Origin of the sequence: Streptacidiphilus cavernicola, from assembly GCF_042510955.1 — a bacterium.
GTDB lineage: Bacteria > Actinomycetota > Actinomycetes > Streptomycetales > Streptomycetaceae > Streptacidiphilus > Streptacidiphilus cavernicola.
Genome location: NZ_JBHFAB010000027.1, coordinates 23,461 through 42,827 on the forward strand (window position 1 = coordinate 23,461; position 19,367 = coordinate 42,827).

General features: G+C 74.1%; 23 protein-coding genes and 1 riboswitch. Of the genes, 13 read left to right on the plus strand and 10 right to left on the minus strand.

All coding sequences use genetic code 11. The features are described from left to right. Nucleotides 1-85: 85 nt before the first annotated feature. Both ACEZDE_RS28250 and ACEZDE_RS28255 read right to left on the minus strand, forming a co-directional pair. On the minus strand, nucleotides 86-685 hold the full coding sequence (locus ACEZDE_RS28250; protein WP_380541858.1) for a hypothetical protein: 600 nt from the start codon (nucleotides 683-685) through the stop codon (nucleotides 86-88). A 32-nt stretch (nucleotides 686-717) separates the two neighbouring features. Then, nucleotides 718-1,185 (minus strand): DUF2199 domain-containing protein, encoded by a 468-nt coding sequence (locus tag ACEZDE_RS28255; RefSeq protein ID WP_380541861.1) that lies wholly within the window; start codon nucleotides 1,183-1,185, stop codon nucleotides 718-720. A 60-nt stretch (nucleotides 1,186-1,245) separates the two neighbouring features. On the opposite strand from ACEZDE_RS28255, the gene ACEZDE_RS28260 reads away from it, so the two are divergent. From ACEZDE_RS28260 to ACEZDE_RS28270, 3 genes are read left to right on the plus strand one after another with little or no spacing between them, the layout of a single operon-like run. After that, nucleotides 1,246-1,827: a winged helix-turn-helix domain-containing protein gene (locus ACEZDE_RS28260; RefSeq protein WP_380541864.1), complete on the plus strand. Its 582-nt coding sequence runs from the start codon at nucleotides 1,246-1,248 to the stop codon at nucleotides 1,825-1,827. After that, nucleotides 1,824-3,110, plus strand: coding sequence for an MFS transporter (locus ACEZDE_RS28265; RefSeq protein WP_380541868.1), 1,287 nt, complete (start codon nucleotides 1,824-1,826; stop codon nucleotides 3,108-3,110). The genes ACEZDE_RS28260 and ACEZDE_RS28265 overlap by 4 nt, the downstream gene beginning before the upstream one ends. A 60-nt stretch (nucleotides 3,111-3,170) precedes the next feature. Continuing rightward, nucleotides 3,171-3,896 (plus strand): transglycosylase SLT domain-containing protein, encoded by a 726-nt coding sequence (locus tag ACEZDE_RS28270; RefSeq protein ID WP_380541871.1) that lies wholly within the window; start codon nucleotides 3,171-3,173, stop codon nucleotides 3,894-3,896. Between the two features lie 7 nt (nucleotides 3,897-3,903). Here ACEZDE_RS28270 and ACEZDE_RS28275 read toward each other — a convergent pair whose 3' ends face one another. Continuing rightward, entirely contained in the window at nucleotides 3,904-4,653 is a 750-nt protein-coding gene (locus ACEZDE_RS28275) for an HNH endonuclease family protein (RefSeq protein ID WP_380541874.1), read from the minus strand. Nucleotides 4,654-4,775: 122 nt separating this feature from the next. Between ACEZDE_RS28275 and ACEZDE_RS28280 the strand changes: the two genes are divergently transcribed. Continuing rightward, entirely contained in the window at nucleotides 4,776-5,447 is a 672-nt protein-coding gene (locus ACEZDE_RS28280) for a DUF4232 domain-containing protein (RefSeq protein ID WP_380541877.1), read from the plus strand. A gap of 28 nt (nucleotides 5,448-5,475) precedes the next feature. Continuing rightward, the gene (gene cobF, locus ACEZDE_RS28285) at nucleotides 5,476-6,246 is read left to right on the plus strand and encodes a precorrin-6A synthase (deacetylating) (RefSeq protein ID WP_380541880.1); all 771 of its coding nucleotides are present in this window, start codon (nucleotides 5,476-5,478) and stop codon (nucleotides 6,244-6,246) included. A gap of 100 nt (nucleotides 6,247-6,346) precedes the next feature. Here the strand turns inward: cobF and ACEZDE_RS28290 are convergent, their stop codons facing one another. Then, nucleotides 6,347-7,138 (minus strand): cobalt-precorrin-6A reductase, encoded by a 792-nt coding sequence (locus tag ACEZDE_RS28290; protein WP_380541882.1) that lies wholly within the window; start codon nucleotides 7,136-7,138, stop codon nucleotides 6,347-6,349. 129 nt (nucleotides 7,139-7,267) lie between these two features. Here ACEZDE_RS28290 and ACEZDE_RS28295 point away from each other — a divergent pair, with 129 nt between their 5' ends. Both ACEZDE_RS28295 and ACEZDE_RS28300 read left to right on the plus strand, forming a co-directional pair. Then, nucleotides 7,268-8,050: a DUF2470 domain-containing protein gene (locus tag ACEZDE_RS28295; RefSeq protein ID WP_380541885.1), complete on the plus strand. Its 783-nt coding sequence runs from the start codon at nucleotides 7,268-7,270 to the stop codon at nucleotides 8,048-8,050. After that, nucleotides 8,044-8,206: riboswitch (cobalamin riboswitch) on the plus strand. It overlaps the preceding gene by 7 nt. Nucleotides 8,207-8,244: 38 nt before the next feature. Continuing rightward, a complete protein-coding gene (locus tag ACEZDE_RS28300) occupies nucleotides 8,245-8,463 on the plus strand; it encodes a CbtB domain-containing protein (protein WP_380541888.1) in 219 nt (72 codons plus the stop codon). Between the two features lie 43 nt (nucleotides 8,464-8,506). On the opposite strand, the gene ACEZDE_RS28305 is transcribed toward ACEZDE_RS28300, so the two are convergent. Next, on the minus strand, nucleotides 8,507-8,887 hold the full coding sequence (locus ACEZDE_RS28305; protein WP_380541890.1) for a winged helix-turn-helix transcriptional regulator: 381 nt from the start codon (nucleotides 8,885-8,887) through the stop codon (nucleotides 8,507-8,509). Nucleotides 8,888-9,003: 116 nt separating this feature from the next. On the opposite strand from ACEZDE_RS28305, the gene ACEZDE_RS28310 reads away from it, so the two are divergent. The 4 genes from ACEZDE_RS28310 to ACEZDE_RS28325 all read left to right on the plus strand — a co-directional run bounded on the left by ACEZDE_RS28310 (nucleotide 9,004) and on the right by ACEZDE_RS28325 (nucleotide 14,017). Beyond that, entirely contained in the window at nucleotides 9,004-9,876 is an 873-nt protein-coding gene (locus tag ACEZDE_RS28310; RefSeq protein WP_380541893.1) for an SDR family oxidoreductase, read from the plus strand. A 120-nt stretch (nucleotides 9,877-9,996) separates the two neighbouring features. Further along, nucleotides 9,997-11,685, plus strand: a complete 1,689-nt coding sequence (gene aspT / locus ACEZDE_RS28315; RefSeq protein WP_380541896.1) for an aspartate-alanine antiporter — start codon at nucleotides 9,997-9,999, stop codon at nucleotides 11,683-11,685. Nucleotides 11,686-12,111: 426 nt separating this feature from the next. Further along, entirely contained in the window at nucleotides 12,112-13,500 is a 1,389-nt protein-coding gene (locus tag ACEZDE_RS28320; RefSeq protein ID WP_380541899.1) for a PP2C family protein-serine/threonine phosphatase, read from the plus strand. Nucleotides 13,501-13,510: 10 nt separating this feature from the next. After that, nucleotides 13,511-14,017, plus strand: a complete 507-nt coding sequence (locus ACEZDE_RS28325) for a DinB family protein (RefSeq protein WP_380541902.1) — start codon at nucleotides 13,511-13,513, stop codon at nucleotides 14,015-14,017. Between the two features lie 33 nt (nucleotides 14,018-14,050). Here ACEZDE_RS28325 and ACEZDE_RS28330 read toward each other — a convergent pair whose 3' ends face one another. Then, entirely contained in the window at nucleotides 14,051-14,662 is a 612-nt protein-coding gene (locus ACEZDE_RS28330) for a TetR/AcrR family transcriptional regulator (protein WP_380541905.1), read from the minus strand. Nucleotides 14,663-14,750: 88 nt separating this feature from the next. Here ACEZDE_RS28330 and ACEZDE_RS28335 point away from each other — a divergent pair, with 88 nt between their 5' ends. Beyond that, nucleotides 14,751-16,070, plus strand: coding sequence for an MFS transporter (locus tag ACEZDE_RS28335; protein ID WP_380541908.1), 1,320 nt, complete (start codon nucleotides 14,751-14,753; stop codon nucleotides 16,068-16,070). A 44-nt stretch (nucleotides 16,071-16,114) separates the two neighbouring features. Here ACEZDE_RS28335 and ACEZDE_RS28340 read toward each other — a convergent pair whose 3' ends face one another. The 4 genes from ACEZDE_RS28340 to ACEZDE_RS28355 form a co-directional block, all read right to left on the minus strand. Further along, entirely contained in the window at nucleotides 16,115-16,684 is a 570-nt protein-coding gene (locus ACEZDE_RS28340) for a hypothetical protein (RefSeq protein WP_380541911.1), read from the minus strand. After that, nucleotides 16,668-17,162, minus strand: a complete 495-nt coding sequence (locus tag ACEZDE_RS28345) for an RNA polymerase sigma factor (RefSeq protein ID WP_380541914.1) — start codon at nucleotides 17,160-17,162, stop codon at nucleotides 16,668-16,670. Before ACEZDE_RS28345 ends, ACEZDE_RS28340 begins: the two co-directional genes overlap by 17 nt. After that, nucleotides 17,159-17,812 (minus strand): class F sortase, encoded by a 654-nt coding sequence (locus tag ACEZDE_RS28350; RefSeq protein ID WP_380542074.1) that lies wholly within the window; start codon nucleotides 17,810-17,812, stop codon nucleotides 17,159-17,161. Before ACEZDE_RS28350 ends, ACEZDE_RS28345 begins: the two co-directional genes overlap by 4 nt. A 99-nt stretch (nucleotides 17,813-17,911) precedes the next feature. Beyond that, nucleotides 17,912-18,259, minus strand: a complete 348-nt coding sequence (locus ACEZDE_RS28355; RefSeq protein WP_380541917.1) for an LPXTG cell wall anchor domain-containing protein — start codon at nucleotides 18,257-18,259, stop codon at nucleotides 17,912-17,914. 234 nt (nucleotides 18,260-18,493) lie between these two features. Here ACEZDE_RS28355 and ACEZDE_RS28360 point away from each other — a divergent pair, with 234 nt between their 5' ends. Beyond that, nucleotides 18,494-19,342, plus strand: coding sequence for an SMP-30/gluconolactonase/LRE family protein (locus ACEZDE_RS28360; RefSeq protein WP_380541920.1), 849 nt, complete (start codon nucleotides 18,494-18,496; stop codon nucleotides 19,340-19,342). Nucleotides 19,343-19,367: the final 25 nt, after the last annotated feature.

Consider the following 19,367-nt stretch of genomic DNA (forward strand, 5'->3'; position numbering starts at 1 on the left):
CCAGCATGCCAGCGGTCGACGCACCGCCGCCAACCCTTTCCCACCCTTTCCCGATCAGCAGCGTGTCTCGCACGCCGGCACGGGATTACGGTCGGCCGAGCTGGGTCTCCATGGACCGCAGGGTGGTCGTTCCGGTGTCGATCTCTATGGCGCCGGAGGCGAGTTGGGAGGTGAGCGAGTTGCTGACGCCGTCCAGGCAGGCGTCCGCGCCGAGGCCGAGGTGGCCGAGCGCGACCGCCCAGGCGTTCTGCGCGCCCTGGTCCGGGATCGGCCGGTACGCCTGCGCCGTGACCACGTCGTCGCCGAGCCGGCTGCAGTCGCTGCCGAGGGCGTTGTAGTCCTGGTCGATCCGGTCGGCGGCCATCCGGTCGGCGTCGGCGAGGAGCACCGCGGCGAGCGCCCGCCCGCCGCCCGCGTACCAGGCGGTGTCGGCCGCGGCGCGGGCCGGGGTGATCCGGATCGGCGGCGGCGCGGGCGGTCCGGTCTCCACCACCGGGACGGCAGGACCCGTGGTCGCCGCCGGGTGGTCGGCGGAGTCGTGCACGGTCACCCCGCCGCGCAGGCTGACGGCCAGTCCGAAGAGCACCGCCGCGATCCCGGCCCCGGCGATCCGCCAGTTGCGGGCGGCGCCGCCGCGCCGTGCCGTCGGCGGCTCGCTGCTGATGACGTCGTCGTGGTCGTCCACCGTGGCCACCCCCTTCCCCGCCCCTGTGCAGGCTACCCGCCGGTCAGCAGCTCGCCCAGCTCGCGTACCCGGGCCGCGCTGATGCCGGAGCGCTGCTCCACCGCCAACGGGTGGTCGGTGGGCTCCAGTTCGATGCCCGGACGGCGGCCGGGGGGACGGGTGTGCACATGGGTCTTCAGGTTCATGGTCGGGATTTGATACGGCGTCAGTTCGGTGCTGAGCCAGCCGAAGTACGGCGGCTCCCGGTCCCGGTCCGGATCCTCCCAGCGGTCGATGACCCGGCCGAAGTTCTGCTTGCTGAGCGAGGTCCAGACGCCCCAGGAGAACACCTCCCCGGTGTCCCGGACGGGTATCTCGATCAGGCCCTGGATGAAGAACGCCTCACCTCTGATCACGCACAGGTCCTCGCTGAGCATGCTGTCGGGTTGGTCGGCGAACTCGGGCCGCCAGACGCTCGGGGCGTCCGCGCCGTAGGACAGGGTGAGTGCTGGTCCGGTCATGGCTCCGCAGCCTAGCCGACCCTCTTGTAAAGACTTCTTTCTAAAGATACCTTTACATCCATGGACAACGTCCCCCTCGCCGATCCGCGCGCGCTGCGCGCCTACGCCCACCCCATCCGGCTGGCCCTGGTCGGCCTGCTCCGCAGGCAGGGCCCGTTCACCGCGACCAGGGCCGCCGAGCTGACCGGCGAGTCGGTGGCCAGCTGCTCCTACCACCTGCGGATGCTCGCCAAGTACGGCCTGGTGGCCGAGGCCGAGGGCGGTCAGGGCCGGGAGAAGCCCTGGCGGGCGACCTCGCACTCCACCTCCTGGCCCGGGTACTCGGCGGACCCTGCGGTCGCCTCGGCGGTCGGCGCGCTCAACCGCGCCATGGTGGAGCGCTACTTCGCCGAGATGGCGCACTGGCTGGACCGCAGCCCGACCGAGCCCCCGGAATGGCAGCAGGCCGCCCCGCTCGGCGACGAGACGATGTACCTGACCGCCGACGAGCTGGCCCGGCTGGGGGAGGCGTTCCGCGAGCTGCTGCGCCCGTACGCCGAACGCCTGGAGCGGCCCGAGCTGCGCCCCGAGGGCTCCCGCCGGGTCTCCTACGTTCAGTTCGCGCACCCGGTGCGCGAGGTCCCCGACCAGGCGCCGCAGTGACCGCGCCGACGGCGGCGGGCCCGGCCGCCGGGCGCGGGGGCGTCCGCTCCCGGATACCCGAGCTGCTGCGGGACCGCCCGTTCCGCGGCTACTGGAGCGGGCAGACCGTCTCCCTCTTCGGCGACCAGGTGTCCATGGTCGCGCTGCCGCTGGTGGCGGTCCTGATGCTGCACGCCGGGGCCGCCGAGATGGGCCGGCTGACCGCGGCCGGACTGCTCCCCAGCCTGCTGTTCTCGCTGCACGCCGGGGTCTGGGCGGACCGCCGCGGGCACCGCCGCCGGATGATGATCGCCGCCGACCTCGGCCGCTTCCTGCTGGTCGGGTCGATCCCGGTGGTCTACGCGGTCGGTGGGCTCGGCCTGGCCCAGCTCTACGCGGTGGCCTTCGCGGCCGGGACGCTCAGCGTGCTGTTCGAGGTCGGCAACGCCGCGGTGTTCGTCTCGCTCGTCCCCACCGAGCGCTTCGTGCAAGGGAATTCACTGGTCAACGGCAGCCGGGCGATGTCCTACGTGGGCGGCACCAGCCTCGGCGGACTGCTGGTGCAGCTGCTCTCCGCCCCGTACGCCCTGGTCGCGGACGCCTGCTCCTACCTGGTCTCGGCCGCGTTCCTGGCCCGGATCGCCCCGGTCGAGCCACCGGTCGCGGAGCGCGGGCGCGGCGACCTGTGGGCCGGCTTCCGGCTGATCGCCCGCTCGCCGCTGCTGCGGCCCAACTGCGCGGCCGTGGTCACCCTCAACTTCTTCAACTTCGCCTTCCAGGCCGTCTTCGTGCTCTACGCCACGACCGCGCTCGGGATCAGCCCCGGCCTGCTCGGGCTGGTGCTCGGGGCGGGCGCGGTCGGCAGCGTCATCGGCTCGGTCGTCACCGGCCGGATCGTCCGCCGGATCGGCATCGGGCCCGCGGTGGTGCTCGGCTTCGCCGCGTTCCCTGCGCCGCTGCTGCTGGTCCCGCTCGCGTCCGGGCCGCGGTCGGCGGCGCTGGTGCTGCTGTTCCTGGCCGAGTTCGGCTCCGGCTTCGGCGTGATGGTCCTCGACATCGCGTCAGGCTCGATGAACGCCGCGGTGATCCCGCACGAGCTGCGCTCCCGGGTGGCCGGGGCGACCCGGCTGTTCAACTACGGGATCCGACCGCTGGGCGCGCTGGCGGGCGGCTGGCTCGGCAGCGTCCTCGGCCTGCGCGACGCGCTGTGGATCGCCACCGCGGGGGCCGTGCTCGGCGTGCTGTGGGTGCTGCCCTCCCCGGTCCGCCGGGTCCGCACCCTGGACGGGCTCGCGGGCGGCTGACCGTCCCCGGGCCGGGCTGCCGCGGTTGGTATGTTGGCAGCCCTGACCAGGAGGCGAAGGATGCCAGCAGCGCAGAAGCGGCGGCTTTGGGGCTGGGCCGTGGTGGTGGCCGCGGCCGTGGTGATCGGCTGGACGGTACAGCACCACGGCCGCGCCGACGGCAGCACCGGCGCGGCCGGGGCCTCGGGCTCCGCGCGTCCCTCCGGGTCCGCGGGCGCGGCGGGGAGCGGTACGGCGGGGAGCAGTACGGCCGGGAGCGCCGCGCCGAGCCCCTCGGCGAGCCTGGACCAGAACGACACCGCGCTGTTCGCGCCCCAGGTCGTCACCTACGCCAAGAAGGCGGGCATCGACCCGCAGCTGCTGATGGCGATCCTCTACAACGAGTCCTACAAGCCGCACGACCCGGCGTTCCAGCGCTCCTGGCAGAAGCTCAAGCCGGACGCCGCGTTCGGCATCGCCAACATGCACAAGGCAGCGTTCGACGACACCAAGCAGGGCCGCGACTTCGCCGACCGGAGCTGGGACGAGCTGCCGGACGACCCCGGCCTCGCCATCGAGGCCGCCGCCTACTACCTGCACGACCTCGGCCGACAGCTGCCCGCGCACCTCTCCACCGGGCTCAGCCGGGACGAGCTGATGGCGCTCGGCTACAACACCGGCGCGGGCAACATGCAGGCCTTCGCCCGCGGGGTGAAGCCCGGGGCGCAGGCGCAGACGTATTTGGACACCCTGCACCAGAACTGGGCCAAGGCCGGGGCCGACGTCAAGGCCGCCGAGTCCGGCTGACCCGCCGTCACTCGGTGGGCAGTTTCTGGTCCGGGCAGCCGCTCAGCACCCGCTGCATCGCCGACTTCTCCGCCGCCGTCACCCACAGCTTGTACTTCACCTTCACCGCGATCTGCCGTGCCACATAGCTGCACTGGTAGGAGGTGTTGGCGGGCAGCCACTCCGAGGCGTCGCCGTCGCCCTTGGCCTCGTTCGCCGGGCCGTCCGCGGCGATCAGCTCCAGCGGGTCCTCGGCCAGGTCGATCCGCTGGGTGGCGGTCAGCTGCGCGGCCCCGGTCACCCAGGCGTCGCCGAGCGGGACCACGTGGTCGATCTGCACCTTGGTCGAGTCGGGCCCGCGCACGAAGTGGATGGCCTTCCCGGTGTAGGGGTCCTGCAGGGTGCCGGTGGCGACGGTGCAGTGGCCCGACTTGTAGCTGATCCCGGTCAGGTCGCGGGCCAGTATGTCGTCCCTGGTGTCGCAGTGGTTGTGGCCGCCGGGGTCGTTGTTGTTGTCGGTCCAGGCGGCGCCGAACTTCAGCCGGTCGTAGCCGGTCATGGCGCCCTTCGGACGGACCGTCAGCCCGTCCAGCGCCTTTCCGGCCGCCGAGCCGCGGTAGGCGTCGGAGCCGCCCGCCGGCGCGGACCCACTGGACGTCGACCGTGCGGTCGCGCCGCCGGACGCGCTGTCGCTCGACGTCCCCGTGACCGGACGGCAGCCGGCCAGCCCGGCCACGAGCACGACGGCGCCCACGGCGACGATCCGCAACCTGTGCACAGCAAACTCCCTCGACCGAGAAAAGGCCCAGCATAGGGGAGTGTTACCGTGCGGTCGACGTACTGTGACAGAGGGTCAGAACCAGCTGGCCGTTCGGATACGTCCCCACCGGTATGAGAGCGATGATGAAGCAGACCGGCACCCCCCTCCGCCTCGCCCTGACCGCCACGGCGCTCGGGCTGGCCCTCAGCGCGTGCGCCAGCACCGGTGGCGGCACCGCTCCGTCGGCCGGGCCCAGTGCCAGCCCCCTGCCTGCGACCAGCGCCGGGTCCGCGTCCGCGTCCGCGCCTGCGTCCGCGAGTTCGGGCGGCGGCGGTTCGGCGCCGAGCGCGACGCCCGCGCCGAGCACGCCGCCGACGCCGCCCGCGGGCGCGGCGGCCTGCACCGGGTCGCAGATCGCGGTGAGCGCGGGGCAGAGCAACGGCGCGGCCGGGCACATCGGCGCCAGGGTGATCTTCAAGAACACCTCCTCCGCCGCCTGCACGCTCTACGGCTTCCCCGGTGTCGCCGGGCTCGACGCCGCGGGCAAGCAGCAGGTCCAGGCGAAGCGCACCACCAACGGTTACCTGGGCAGCGCCTCCGCCAGCACGGTGCTGGTCGCCCCAGGCGCCACCGCCTCGGCCCTGGTCGGCGGGGTGGACGTGCCCAGCGGCAACCTCACCAGCTGCCCCAGCTACCCGGCGCTGCTGGTCACCCCGCCCGGGACGAAGACTTCCACCAAGGTCGCGCTGCAGATGCCCGGCTGCCCGACGCTGGTGGTCTACCCGGTGGTCGCCGGGGTGCCCGCGTCGTAGTCGCGGGGCGTGCGGCAGACTCGCCGTCATGAAGAAACTCCTCGTCATCGGCATCGGGGCGGGCGACCCCGACTTCCTGACCCTGCAGGCGGTGAAGGCGATCGCCCGCGCCGACGTCTTCCTCGTCCTGGACAAGGGCGAGGAGAAGAACGACCTGACCCGGCTGCGCCAGGAGTTGCTGGCCGCGCACGCGCGTCCCGGGCACCGGGTGGTCGAGGCGGCCGACCCGGAGCGGGACCGCGCCGCCGCCCCCGCCGCCTACGCCGCGGCGGTCGGCGACTGGCGCAGCCGTCGGGCCGACCTCTACCAGGGGTTCGTCCGCGACGAGATCGCCGCCGACGGCGTCGGCGCGCTGCTGGTCTGGGGCGACCCCTCGCTCTACGACAGCACCATCGCCGCGGTGGAGCAGGTGCTCGCCCACGGCGAGGTGCGGTTCGAGTACAGCGTGGTCCCCGGCATCAGCTGCGTCTCCGCGCTGGCCGCGGCGCACCGGGTTCCGCTGAACCGGGTGGGGAGGCCGTTCACGGTCACCACTGGCCGACGGCTCGCCGAGACCGCGGCGGCGGACGTTCCCGACGACGTCGCGGTGATGCTGGACGCGCACGACGCCTACGCCGGACTGGCCGAACCGGACGCCTTCACCATCTACTGGGGCGCGTATGTCGGTACCCCGGACGAGCTGCTGCTCTCCGGGCCGGTCGGCGAGGTCGCGCCGACCATCCAGCGGGTACGGGCCGAGGCCAGGGCCCGCAAGGGCTGGATCATGGAAACCTACCTGCTCCGCCGCACCGACGGCTGAAGCCGGGCACGGTGGGGCCGGGCGGTTGCTGGGGTCCGGCGTGCTGGGTCCGGCGCGGTGGGGTCCGGCGTGCTGAGGTGTGGCGGTCGCTGAGGGCGGGTCAGTCGTCGCGCAGGAGCAGGCGCAGCAGCCGGACGGCGGCGTCCGGGTCCGGGACGGTCCGCACCCCCGGCGGGGCCGGAGGGCGTCGCAGCAGCACCACCGGCAGTCCGGCCTCACGCGCGGCGGTGAGCTTGGCGGCGGTGGCCGCGCCGCCGCTGTCCTTGGTGACCAGGACGTCGATCCGGTGCTCGCGCAGCAGCGCGCGTTCGCCGTCCAGGGTGAACGGGCCCCGGTCCAGCAGCAGCCGCCAGGCCGGGGGGAGCGGCTGCTCCGGCCGCTCCACCGCCCGCAGCAGCACAAACCGCCGGGCCAACTCCGCCCGCCCGGCGAACTCCGCAAGCCCCATCCGACCCGTCGTCAGAAACACCCGCCCAGCCGCCTCCGGCGTCCCGGCCGCCTCCCGCAGCAGCCCCGGTAGCAGCTCTGCCGCCTCCGCCGCGGAGTCGGCCGGGTGCCAGCGGTCGCCCTCGGTCGCGGTCCAGCCCGGCCTGCGCAGCGCCAGCAGCGGGATTCCGGCCCCGGCCGCCGCCCGGACGGCGTTCGCGCTGATCCGGGCGGCGAACGGATGCGTGGCGTCGACCACCGCGGCGACGTCCTGCTCGCGCAGCCACGCCGCCAGCCCGTCCGCACCGCCGAAGCCGCCGATCCTGACCCGCCCCCGCGGCAGCCGGGGTTCGGCCACCCGGCCCGCCAGCGCGCTGGTCACCGCCACGCCGGGCTCGCGCACCAGCGCGGCGGCCAGCAGACGTGCCTCACCGGTCCCGCCGAGCACCAGCACATGACGGGTCATCGGCACTGTCACCTCCGTGGTCAAGGGCACTGACCGGGTGCCGGTGCCCACCGTAGCGGGCGGGTGTGCTTGGCAGCCCCTCGACCTCAAGATAAGGTAAGGCTTGCCTAACTAGAGGAGGGCTGCCGAGTGGTCGGGTCAGAGTCGCGCGCGTACGAGCCGTCGGACGCGGAGGTGGTGCGCAGCGTGCTGCGGGCGGCCACCTCGCTCACCGCCGTCGCCAACGGGAGCAGGCATGAACTGCTCGGGTCGGACATCGCCGTGGTCGAGCGGACGGAGGAGCGGGCCGAGGAGCGGGCGGAACTGCGGCTGCGGGTGCCGCTGGACAGCAGGCTGGCCCGGGAGGCGGCGATGGTCGCGGGGGAGGGCGGCGGGCTGCCGGTGGCGCTGGAGTGGACCGACGTCGCACCGCTGGCGGTCCGGCAGCGGATCCGCGCCCGGGTCAGGATCGCCGGGATGCTGTCGTCGCGCGGGCGCACCGAACCGGAGGGGATGCTGTCGCTGCCGGTGGACGTCCGGCACGTGGCGCTCGCCACACCCGGCGCGGACGGTCTGGTCGACCCGGCGGAGCTGCTGCGGGCCGAACCCGACCCGCTGGCCGTGGTCGAGGCCGCGCTGCTGCTCCACCTCGCCGAGGACCACCAGGGCCACGTGGCCGCGCTGCTCGGTCTGATTGATCCTCAACTGCTGTACGGGGTAACCGAGGTGAGCCCGCTCGCGCTGGACCGCTACGGCATCGTGCTACGGCTGTCCCGGGAGTGGCCCGGTGGCCGGCGCCATGCCCACCCGCCGCACCAGGACGTCCGGTTGTCGTTCGGGGAGCCGCTGCCGGACGCCGACCAGGTCGGCCGACGGCTGCACGCGCTGCTGGCCGGGCACGGGGAGCAGCGCCCGGCGGTCCGGCGTGATTGACGCGTCGCGTACAGGTCCGTACTGTCAACCGTGAGTGATGGCACGAGGAAGCTGGTGGGAATCCAGCGCGGTCGCGCCACTGTGAGCGGTCACCGGTCGGCAGGTCGAAGGTCGGTGACGGCGAGTCAGACAGTCGTCCGTCGCTCCGCTCCATTCACTGAGGGACGCACGATCCCGCTCAAGGAGGCTCTGTCATGAGCAGTCTGTCCGCACCCCCCGCCGTGATAGCCACGCCGGTCGTCCTGCCGGTGTCCAAGGCGGTGCTGTGGCTGGTCGGCACCGCGCTGATCGCGTTCGCGGTGTACTACTTCATCGGGGTGGACCAGGGCGCCTACTCGGTGTTCGGGAACGACATGCACATCCACGAGTTCGTCCACGACTCCCGGCACTTCCTCGGCTTCCCCTGCCACTGACGTAGCACCACCCACGCACCGTCACCGGCGTGCCGCGGCCGGGTCAGGACGCCTCGGCGCGCAGCGCGTCCCGCTGCCGCTGGGACTCGATCACCTGCGGCATCTGCTGCTCGACCCACTGCACCAGGTCGACGACCAGCTCGGCGGCCTCCCGTCCCGGCCCGGTGAGGCTGTACTCGACCCGGGGCGGGATCTCCGGATGCGCCACCCGCAGCACGAAGCCGTCCCGCTCCAGTGTCTGCAGGGTCTGCGCCAGCATCTTCTCGCTCACCCCCTCGATCCGCCGCCGCAGCTCGCTGAAGCGGTAGGTCCGCTCCCGCAGCGCGGCCAGTGCCAGGACCCCCCAGCGGCTGGTGACGTGCTCCAGCACCAACCGGGACGGGCAGGCCTTGTCGTAGACGGTGAACGGCGGTATCGCACTCATGACACCAGCTTACTTCAAAGTGGGTACTTCCGATTCGGAAGTACCGTGCCTAGCGTGGGGAGGGTGAAGCGGCGCACCGGCGCCGTTCTCCCCTCACCACGATCGGAACGCCCACCATGACCATCCTCGTCACCGCCGCCACCGGCCAGCTCGGCCGCCTCGTCGTCGAGAGCCTGCTGGAGCGGGTGCCCGCGACCGAGGTCGCCGTCGCCGTCCGCGACCCCGAGAAGGCCGCCGACCTGGCCGCGCTCGGGGTGGACGTCCGGCAGGCCGACTACAGCGAGCCCGAGACGCTGCGGACCGCCCTGACCGGGGTGGACCGGGTGCTGCTGATCTCCGGCACCGACATGGGCGCGCGGGTGGAGCAGCACCGCGCCGTGATCGAGGCGGCGAAGCAGGCCGGGGTCGGCCTGCTCGCCTACACCAGCATCTTCGGCGGCGACGACACCACCTTCGCCCTCGCCGACGACCACCACGCCACCGAGGCGCTGCTGCGCGCCTCGGGCGTCCCGTACGCGCTGCTGCGGAACGCCTGGTACACCGAGGTCTACACCGCCCAGCTGGGCACCTACCTGCAGTTCGGCGCGGTCACCGGCAGCAGCGGCGACGGCAGGGTCGCCTCCGCCGCGCGCCGCGACTACGCCGAGGCGGCGGCCGTGGTGCTGACCACCGAGGGCCACCGGAACGCGGTGTACGAGCTGAGCGGCGACACCGCCTGGAGCTTCAGCGAGCTCGCGGCCGAGATCGCCGCGCAGTCCGGCAAGCCGGTGGTCCACCACGACGTGCCGTTCGAGGAGCATGTGCAGATCATGGTCGGCGCCGGGCTGCCCGAGCCGGTCGCCCGGATGTTCGCCGACGTGGACGCAGGCATCGGCCGCGGCGAGCTGGCCGGGACCCCGGGCGAGCTGTCCCGGCTGATCGGCCGCCGCACCACCCCGCTGGCGGACTCGGTCAAGCAGGCGCTGGCGGCGGCGCCGACGGCGGGCTGACCCGGGCCCTCGGCGTCCCGCGCCGCCGCTCGCGCCCCCTCGGCCGGGGTTGGGCCATCGGGAGGAGCGCGCAGCGCGGCGCGGGGGCGCGCACCGGCGCGGCCGGGATACTTCGGACCCATGGAGTGGATCAAGCACCTGTTCAAGGACAGCCCCGAGATCCAGCTGTTCGTGTGTCTCGCCATCGGGTTCGCCATCGGGCGGGTGAAGCTGTGGAAGATCTCGCTCGGCGGTGTCGCCGGGACGCTGATCGTCGCGATCTTCGTCGGCACGATCGGGGTGGCGCTCAACTCCGAGGTGAAGAACATCGCCTTCGCGCTGTTCATCTTCACCCTCGGCTATATGAGCGGCCCCTCGTTCTTCGCCAGCCTCAACCGCAACAGCCTGCGCTACGGGATCTTCACGCTGATCGAGGCGGTCGCGGTGCTCGCCGTCACCGCCGTGGCGACGGTGACCATGAACCTGGACCAGGGCACCGCGTCCGGGCTGATGGCGGGCGGCGCCACCGAGTCCGCGGTGGTCGGCACGGCGACGGACGCGATCGGCAAGCTCAAACTGCCGGCCGACCAGATCAGCAAGCTGCAGGCCAACGTCGGTACCGCGTACTCCATCTCCTACATCGTCGGCCTGATCACCATCGTGCTGATGACCAGCCAGATCTATCCGGCGCTGATGCGGATCGACATCCGCGAGGAGGCCGAGAAGCTCTGGGCCAAGCTCGGCGGCGGTTCCACCGAGGAGGGCTCCGCCCCGGCGCTGCCCGAACTCGTGGGCCGCGCCCACATGGTGACGCACGCGGACGGCGAGACCGTCGGCCAGGTCGAGCGGACGCTCGGCCAGGATGTCACCATCGAGCGGCTGCGGCGCGGCGGCGAACCGGTCGACCTGGCGCCGGACACCGAACTCGTCCTGGGCGACATCCTGCTGCTGGTCGGACCGCGCGAGCAGCTGCTCATCGGCGACCGGCGGATCGGCCCCGAGGTCGCGCCCACCGCCGGCATGGACCTCGACCTGGACCTCGCGGACGTGGTGCTGACCGCCAAGGAGGCCGGCGGCAAGACCATCGGCGAACTGCGCGAGATGGTCCCGACCGAGCGGCGGCACGGGGTCTTCCTGACCGGGATCACCCGGATGGACCACGCCCTACCGATCCAGCCCGGCACCGTGGTCAACAACGGTGACACCATCCACTTCTCCGGGACCAAGCGGGACCTGGCCTCGTTCGTGCCCAGGGTCGGCTTCCGGATCGACCCCGGGGTCAAGGCCGACCTGGTCTTCATCTCCATCGGCATCGTGATCGGCATGCTGATCGGCCGGATCACCGTCAACCTGGGCAGCGTCCCGCTGTCGCTGGGCACCGGCGGCGGCTGCCTGCTGTCGGGACTGGTCTTCGGCTGGCTGCGGGCCAGGAACCCGAAGTACGGCCAGTACCACCCGGCCGCCGCGCAGGTGGTCAAGGACCTGGGCCTGGCCACCTTCATCTGCGCGGTCGGCCTCAGCTCAGGACCGCAGGCGGTCGACCTGATCAAGCAGTACGGGGTGTCGCTGGCGGTCGCGGGCCTGCTGATGACCCTGATCCCGGCCAGCATCTCCATGTTCGTGGCCTGGAAGCTCATGAAACTGCCGGCCCCGCTGGCGCTCGGCTCGGTCGCCGGGCAGCAGTGCAGCACCCCGGCGATCACCGCGGTGCAGACGGCGGCGGGGAACACCACGCCGCTGATGGCCTACACGATCGTCTACGCGCTCTCCAACGTGGTGCTGCCGCTGCTGGGGCCGCTGGTGGTGGCGATGACCGGGGCGCTGGTGTGACCTGCCGCGCGGTCGGCGGGCGGTGCGGCGGGCGGCTGAGGGGTGAGCTTTCCACCGTAGTGGCGGCGACGGCGGTGCGGGCGCGGTGCGGCGAAAATACCTCTCAATGAGTGCTGTCCCGGGCTTGTGCCGGTGGACCGGTGCGGGGCGGGGCTAGCGTGCTTCAGGTGACCTCCACGCCGGAGCGCACGGGCGCTACGGGCGAAAAGGCCCGTGGCTATCCGCTCGGCGGGGCGGCGGCGCGCGAGTACTGGCGTGCCTCCGGCCTCGACGAGGAACTGCGCGCGCTGCACACCCGGATCTCCGGCCACCGCGGCCGGCGCCGGGTGGACTCGCTGCGCCTGCGGGCCGAGTTGGAGCGCACGCTGTTCGAGCTGGAGGTCGCGGAGGGGCGGTTGCGGGCCTGCCTGGAGCAGTTGGGCGCCCGTGACCGGCACAGCGCGGACGCCCACGCGGGAGGCGCTGCGGAGGCTGGCCGCGGTCTGCCGGGTGACCGCGCTGCTGGTCGGGGAGCAGCCGGACGGGGAAACGGTCCTGCTGGAGCGGGCGGCCCGACTGCTGGCCGAGGAGTTCGGCGCGGGGGTCACCGTCTTCCTGGCGGAGCCGGAGGACGAGGCCGCCCATTTCTTGGCGGAGCCGGGGGACGGGCCCGCCTACGCGCCACCGCACCGGGTCGCCGAGGCCCGCGCGGGCGCGGCGGGATCGGGCCCGCTTGTTCCGGGCCCGGTGGACGGGTCGCGGCGGGGCGTCGACCGGTCGGGCTCGGCGGAGCGGCGGGCCGCTGCGGCGGCGGCTGCCGTGCAGCGGTCCGGGCAGCCGGTGCTGCGCGGGCGGCCGGTGCGGGACGACGGGGAGGGCGGGGACGGCGCGGGCGGCGGGGACGGCGCGGGCGCGCTGCTCGCGGTTCCGCTCGCGGCCGGGGACCAGGTGCTGGGTTCGCTGGTGCTGCTCAGGGGCGACGACTTCGTGCTGCACGAGCTGGGTCTGCTCCAGGAGCTGGGCCGGCAGCTGGCCCTCTCGCTGCGGGCCGGGCGCTGCCGCCGCCGGGCGTCCACCGCGGCCCAGCTGTTCCAGTCCAGCCTGCTCCCCGCGGTCCTGCCCGCGGTCCCCGGCGTCCAGTTGGCGGCCCGTTACCTGGCTCCGCGCGGCGGGGCCGCCGTCGGCGGGGACTTCTACGACGTGTTCCCGGTGCTGGACGGCTGGGGCCTGCTCCTCGGCGACGTCTGCGGCAAGGGCGAGGAGGCCGCCGCGGTGACCGCCGCGGTCCGGCACGGCGCGCGGGCGATCAGCGTCGGGGACTCCTGCCCCGGCGAGGTGCTCGCCAAGGTCGGCCGGGCGATGGCGGTGCACGGCGCCACCGAGCGCTTCGCCACCGCGGTCTTCGCCCGGCTCCGGCCGGAACCGGCCGCCGGCCCCGGCGCGGTGCGGCTGACCGTGGCCAGCGCGGGCCACCTCCCGGCCGCGCTGGTCCGGGCGCACGGGGAGGTGGCCTTCCTCAAGGGCGGCGGCTGCCCGCTCGGCATCGGCGAGCCGGCCGACGTCGCGCTGGAGGACGTGGTGCTGGAACCGGGCGACGCCCTGCTGTTCTACTCGGACGGGGCCACCGAGGCGCGGGACCGGAACGGCGACTTCTTCGACGAGCGGGGCCTCGCCGCCGTCCTGGCCGAGACCGCCGGAGCCTCCGCCGAGGCCCTGGTACGGGCCGTGGAGCAGCGGGTGCTCGGCTTCGCCGGAGGCCCGCCGCAGGACGACATGGCGCTGCTGGCGGTGCGGGCCGGGCCGAATCCGGTGGATGCCGCCGAGCCCGCGCCCTAGGCTGGCGATCATGACTGACGAACGGGTAGGACCGTCCTCGACCGCGGGGGAGCGCGAGATGCTGCGCGCGTTCCTCGACTTCCACCGGGCCACCCTCGCCATGAAGTGCGAGGGCCTGTCCGAGGAGCAGCTGCGCCGCCGGTCCTCGCCGCCGTCCACGCTCTCCCTGCTCGGCCTGGTCCGGCACATGGCCGAGGTCGAGCGGGCCTGGTTCCGCCGGGTGCTGGACGGCGAGGACATCCCGCTGGTGTGGTCGGACAGCGGTGACTACCAGGTCGCCTACGACGCCGGGGAGGCCTCCCGGGACGAGGCGTTCGCGGCCTGGGAGGCGGAGGTGGCCAGGTCCCGCGAGATCGAGCGGGCGGCCGAGTCGCTCGACGTCACCGGCTACAGCGAGCGGTGGGAGGAGGACGTGTCGCTGCGGATGGTGATCCTGCACCTGATCCACGAGTACGCCCGCCACAACGGCCACGCCGACTTCCTCCGCGAGGGCATCGACGGCGCGGTCGGGGTCTGAGCCCGGCCTCCGGGGCCGGGGTCTGAGCCCGCGTCAGTCCTGCGCCGCCGCTGCCGGGCCCGGCGTCCCGGTCACGGCCAGGTCGAGCATGACCGCGGCGACGGCGCGGGCCGTGGCCGCCGCGGCGAGGTTGCGGTCCATCCGGGCGGAGACGCCCGCGCCGTCGTAGAGCAGCACCAGCTGGTCGGCCAGTTGGTCCGGGTCGGCCGCGCCCGCCGCCGCGGCCAGCTCCGTGAACAGGGACCTGATCCAGCCCCGGTAGGTGTCGGTGGCCTGGACGATCAGGCTGTCGGGCCCGGCCTCCGCGCTGGCGTTGAGGAAGGCGCAGCCCCGGTAGCCGGGCTCGGCGAAGGCCTCGCCGAGGGCGTCGAAGACGGCGAGCAGCCGCGCCCGCGGGTCCTGGTGCCGGGCGACGGCCTCGGTCACCCTGCGCCGGCGGATCTCGTGGCGTCCGTCCAGGTAGGCGCCGATCAGCGCGTCCTTGCTGCCGAACGCGCTGTAGAGGGTCGCTTTGGCGACCCCGGCGCGCTCGATCACCCGGTCGATGCCGACGACGTGGACGCCCTCCTCGTAGAAGAGGTCGTTGGCGGCCGCCAGCAGCCGCTCACGGGCGGTGATCCGCTTCGCTGTCGCGTTCGTAGCCATGACTTGACACTACCAGACCGGTCTGTCTAGTGTAAGCGTCACTAGACAGACCGGTCTGATTTCTCTATCCGGCGAAAGAAGCCCACCGATGTCCTCCCAGTCGACCTTCCCCGTGAGCGACCCCTTCGTCCGCCGATCCTTCCGCCTCCCGCCGACCGCGGCCTTCTACCTGCAGGCGTCGATCGTGGTGGCCTTCCTCGCCGCGTCCAGTGCGCCGACCCCGCTCTATGCCGTCTACCAGGGCGAATGGGGCTTCTCCCCGATCACCACCACGCTGGTCTTCGGCATCTACGCGCTGGCCGTGCTGGCCGCGCTGCTCACCGTCGGCTCGCTGTCGGACCACATCGGGCGGCGTCCGGTGCTGCTGACCGCGATCGGGCTGCAGGCCGTCGCGATGGTCGTGCTGACCACCGCGGGCGGCGTGCCCGAGCTGATGCTCGCCCGGGTGGTCCAGGGCCTGTCCACCGGCGCGGCCGTGGGCGCGGTCGGGGCCGGGATGATCGACCTGGACAAGGCCAAGGGCACCATCGCCAACGCCGTCGCCCCGATGACCGGCACCGCGACCGGCGCCCTGGTCTCCGGCCTGCTGGTGCAGTACCTGCCGGCCCCGACCCACCTGGTCTACCTGGTGATCCTCGGGGTGTTCCTGCTGCAGGGCGTCGGCGTCGCGCTGATGCGGGAGACCTCCAGCCCGAAGCCCGGCGCACTGGCCTCGCTGCGCCCCCGCCTCGGCGTCCCGCGGGCAGCCCGCGGCCCGCTGCTGGTGGCGGTGCCGGTGCTGGTCGCGGTCTGGGCGCTGGCCGGCCTCTACGGCTCGGTCGTCCCCGCCGTGCTGCGCACCGTGCTCAGGTCGAATTCCCTGCTGCTGGGCGGGCTGGCGCTGTTCGCGCTGGCGATCAGCGGCGCGGTGACCGTGCTGCTGCTCCGGGACGGCGCACCGCGCCGGGTGATGCTGTTCGGGACGGTCGCGCTGATCGTCGGCGTGGGGGTGACCCTGCTGTCGGTCGACCACGACTCGGCCCTCGGCTTCTTCGCCGGGACGGTGGTGGCCGGGGCCGGTTTCGGCGGCGGCTTCCAGGGCGCGATCCGCACCGTCGTCCCGCTGGCCGCGCCGCACGAGCGGTCGGGGCTGCTGTCCACCCTCTACGTGGTCTCCTACCTGGCGATGGGCCTGCCCGCGGTGATCGGCGGCTTCCTGGTGGTGCACGGCGGCGGCCTGCTGCCGACCACCCGCGAGTACGGCGTGGCGGTGATGGTGCTGGCGGCACTGGCGCTGCTGGGCCTGGCCGTCCCTCGGCGCGGGGCGACCGGGACGGTCGTGGTGGCCGGGAACGTCCCGGCGTCGCAGGCCGGGTCCGAGGCGTCGGGCACCGCCCCGGCGGTCCTGGCCGAGTACGCGAAGCGGTGAGCGTGCCGTAGTCGGGACCCCCGCACTTCGGGTGCGGGGGTCTCCTAGCGTCCGGTGACCGCCGCGGTGGACGCGGCGCTCGGCAGGGCGGTCGGCGCGGACACGCCCCGGGTCGGGGTCGGGGTGGCCGTGGTCGGTCCGGGCCGGTCGGGGTTGCCGGACCGGGGGCCCCGGGAGGTGCTGGACCCGGCGCCGGTGCGGATCGGGGTCGGGACCTGGGTCGGCCCGGTCAGCCTGCTGCTGCTCGGCTCCGGCACCGGCCGTGCCGTGGGCGGCCGGGAGGCGCTGGGCGCGGGGGTGTGCCGGAGGCCGGTCCCGGACAGCCCGTTCGGGGCGAGCGGCGGCACCGGTGCGGTGCGGCCGGTCTGAGCCCCCGTCAGCAGCATCGGCAGCGCGACTGCCACGGCTGCCACGGCCACGAGCCCGCCGCCGAGGGCGGTCCGCAGCCGGCGCCGCCGGGTCGCCCCGCGCCGGATCAGGTCGAACGAGCCCGGCTGCGCGGGCAGCAGCTCGCCGCCCGGGTGCAGCAGCGTCACCAGCAGATCGTCGTGGAAGTCGTTGTGGGGGCGGTCGGGGAGGCCGTCCTGACCTTCCTGATCAACGCGTCCGATCAAGGCGTCCTCCCAGTCCGGCGCGCAGCAGTTCCCTGGCCGCGTGGAGATCGGCCTTCACCGTGCCCTCGTTCCGTCCCATCAGCATCGCGACCTCCCGGACCGGAAGGTCCGCGTAGTAGTAGAGCAGCACCGGCGTGCGGAGCCGCTCGGGCAGCGACTGGACCAACTCCCGTACGCCGCCGCCGTCCGGGCTCGCGCCCTGCTGCCGCAGCACCGCCTCGGTGGTGGCCCGGCGCATGGCGCGGCGCTCGCGCTCCACCTTCCGCCAGTGGTCCCGGACCAGGTTGGCGGCCGTGACGTAGAGGAAGCCGCGCGGCTCCTCCACTTTGGTCCAGCGCGCCCAGAGCCGGGTGAACGCCTCGGAGGCGACCTCGTGGGCGGTGCCGTCGTCGTCGACCAGACGACGGCACCAGCCCGCGAGCCGCGGATAGAGGACGGCGAACAGCTCGGACGCCTCCTCGTCGTTCGACCGGCTCACGCTGCGGTGCCCCCGGAGGTCGAGGTCAGCGCGGCGAACACGACCACATTGTCGAGGTAGCCGGTCCCGTCGCTGCCGCGCGGGCCGCCGCAGGTGATCAGCCGCAGCTCCGGGCGGGCGGTGTTCCCGTACACCTCGGCGGTGGGGAAGGCGGACTTGGCGACGGTCCGCACCCGGTAGACGGTGAAGACGGCCGAGGCCCCGTCGGACAGCCGGGCGACCACACGGTCGCCCGGCTTCATCCGCGACAGGTGCAGGAACACCCCGTCGCCGTACTGACCGACCGTCACATGCGCCAGGATCACCGAGGGCCCGGTCTGGCCCGGGGTCGGCGACCCCTGGTACCAGCCGGCCGGGGCGTGCGCCGCGATCGGCGGCACCTGCACCGTCCCGTCCGCCGCGAGCCCGAGCCGGATCACCGGGGTGTCCACCCCGATGCCCGGGATCTCCAGCCGGACCGGCACGGACCGGGCCAGCGGGGCGGGAGCGCCCGACGGGACGGGTGCGGACGGCGTGCCGGTGCCGGATGCCCGGCCCGCGCCGGACGGTGGCGCGGCGGCGCCCACCGTCGCCGACGCGGGCGGAGCCGCCCCGGCCCCGGTGGCAGACCCGGTCGCGGACCCGCACCCGGCCACCAGCGCGACGGCCAGCAGCGCGACGGCGACCGGCGCGGTCACCGCCCTCCGCCCGTCGCGGCGCACCGCCCCGTCACGGCGCCGTCCGCCGCCCTCGACTGCTCCTGGCAACGGTCAGCCCCGGACCTTGGCCGACCGGCGGCGCAGTACGACCACCCCGGCCGCGCCGAGCAGCGCCACGCCCGCGGCGGTCGCGCCGACGACCGCGGTGTCGCTGCCGCCGGAGGCGACCGGCGGCACGCCGGTGTCGGGCGCGCCCTGCGGCACCACACCGACCTGCCCGCCGCGGGTCGCGACGGCGGTCGGGACGGGGGCGGCGGTGGGCCGGGCGGACGTGCTCGGAGCAGCGGACTGGGTGGGGGTGGGGGCGGGCGCCGCGCCGCCGTCCGCGAGCGCGGGCCCGGCGCCGAGCAGCAGCGCGCCGCAGGCGAGGGCGAGGGGGAGCAAGGGGTTACTGCGCATGAAGCAGCTTCTCTCTGGTCGGCCCGGCCACCGGGTGCGGTGACGGGCTGTGGCCTGGTCGTGCGGTAGAGACGAAGCAGCCGGGAAGGGGGTTGCAAAGGAATGGCAAAGTCTCTGAAGGGCGCCGTGCGGACCGATGACCCGTCCGACGGGCAACGGTCTCTACTGACAGAGACGCTGTAAGCAGCCGAGTCCGTTCCGGTTCGGCCGGAAGCACGACGGAAGGCACCGCAGGTGACCGACGACGTACACACCCTGGCCACGGGATTCGGCCTGGTCGAGGCCCCGCGCTGGCACGACGGCCGGCTGTACTTCTCCGACTGGGACGCGCACGACGTCCTCGCGCTGGCCCCCGACGGCCGGACCGAGGTCCTCGCCCACGTCGACTCGTTCCCGCTGTGCACCGACTGGCTGCCGGACGGACGGCTGCTGCTGGTCTCGGTCCCCGACGCGCTGCTGCTGCGCCGCGAGCCCGACGGCGCCCTGGTCACCCATGCCGAGCTGGGCGGCGTCGCCGCGGGAGGCTGGAACGACATCGTGGTGGACCGGCACGGCAACGCCTATGTCGACAACGTCGCCGACGCCTTCACCGGCGGCGCCCCGGACGCGGGCCTGATCGCGCTGGTCGGCCCGGACGGGGCGACGGTCCGCCAGGTCGCGGACGGGCTCAGCTTCCCCAACGGGATGGCGCTGACCCGGGACGGCGGCACCCTGATCGTCGCCGAGTCCTACGCGAGCCGGCTCACCGCCTACGACATCGCCGCCGACGGAAGCCTGTCCGGACGCCGGGTCTGGGCCGCGCTGGACGGCGGGGTGCCGGACGGCATCTGCGTCGACGCGGAGGACGCGGTCTGGTACGCGGACGTGCCCCACCGCCGCTGCGTCCGGGTCGCCGAGGGCGGCGCGGTGCTGCGCACAGTCGGTTTCGACCGCGGCGCCTTCGCCTGCGTCCTCGGCGGCCCGGACCGCCGCACCCTGTTCGTCACCGCGGCGGAGTGGGGCGGCCCGGCGGCGATGGTCCCGGCCGGGACCGGCCGCCTGCTCGCCGTCCCGGTGGACGTCCCCGGCGCGGGACGGCCCTGAGGGTCGGTCAGGCCGCGCGCCGGGG